1 protein-coding gene is annotated in these 704 nt (G+C 55.1%); it reads right to left on the bottom strand.

The features are described 5' to 3' along the window. Window positions 1–624 (bottom strand): DUF4184 family protein (locus tag B9A24_RS00645; RefSeq protein WP_234996880.1); only part of this gene is annotated, 624 nt, incomplete at its 3' end. Window positions 625–704: the final 80 nt, after the last annotated feature.

The raw sequence follows: 704 nt of genomic DNA, 5'->3' as shown, positions 1-704 counted from the left end.
ACGCAGGCTTGCAAACGCGGCGGTAAGCAGCAGCACCAACAGCCAAAATCCAACAATCGAACGGCCACTATTCGGAGGGGTAGAAGATACGGGCATGCGGTACATGACCAAGGCTACTGCCGCAAGCCCCACCAAGGAGTGAGCCACGTGCAACTGTTTATACAGTTTGCTATGGCTTTGCCATCCGTGGAAAGCAGAGGAGCCGTTCTGGTGCGCGTACAGGTGATCGCCACAGCGGTGCACAAACCAATCCCAACCAAAGTGAGTCAGGGTTCCAATCAGAATGGATAGAAGCACAATTGGCCAGCGATTCCTCAGCTCGTGCATCCAGTTCAGGGGAGCCAAGTGTGCAAAACGGGCTTGCAGCGGCGTAGGAAGGTGCGCAAACAGGGGCGCGCGGACCACTTGATGAAACAAGAGCGTGAGCACCACCGCAAACGGGAGGTCGAACCACAGCAGCCCGGGCCAGGTATGACTGTAATAGCTCAGCCCTTTGCGCATGCGCAGGAAGTACTCAAAATCGGGTACTATGCTGCCAGCCAGGAGGCCCGACGCGGAGAGCCATTTGGATGACTTCCGCAGCAACGGTAGAACTAAAGCAGGGTGAGAAAAGGTGAAAGGCATCTAGGGGTGTTGTTAAACAACTAGGGGAAAACCTCCGACTCGGTGGCATAACCACCTAATTTTCCTGATTAGTGCCTTGG

The sequence above is a fragment of the Hymenobacter roseosalivarius DSM 11622 genome, from assembly GCF_900176135.1.
Taxonomy (GTDB): domain Bacteria; phylum Bacteroidota; class Bacteroidia; order Cytophagales; family Hymenobacteraceae; genus Hymenobacter; species Hymenobacter roseosalivarius.
The sequence above is the reverse complement of the archived record's forward strand: the minus strand, read 5'-3'. Positions and strand labels throughout refer to the sequence as shown.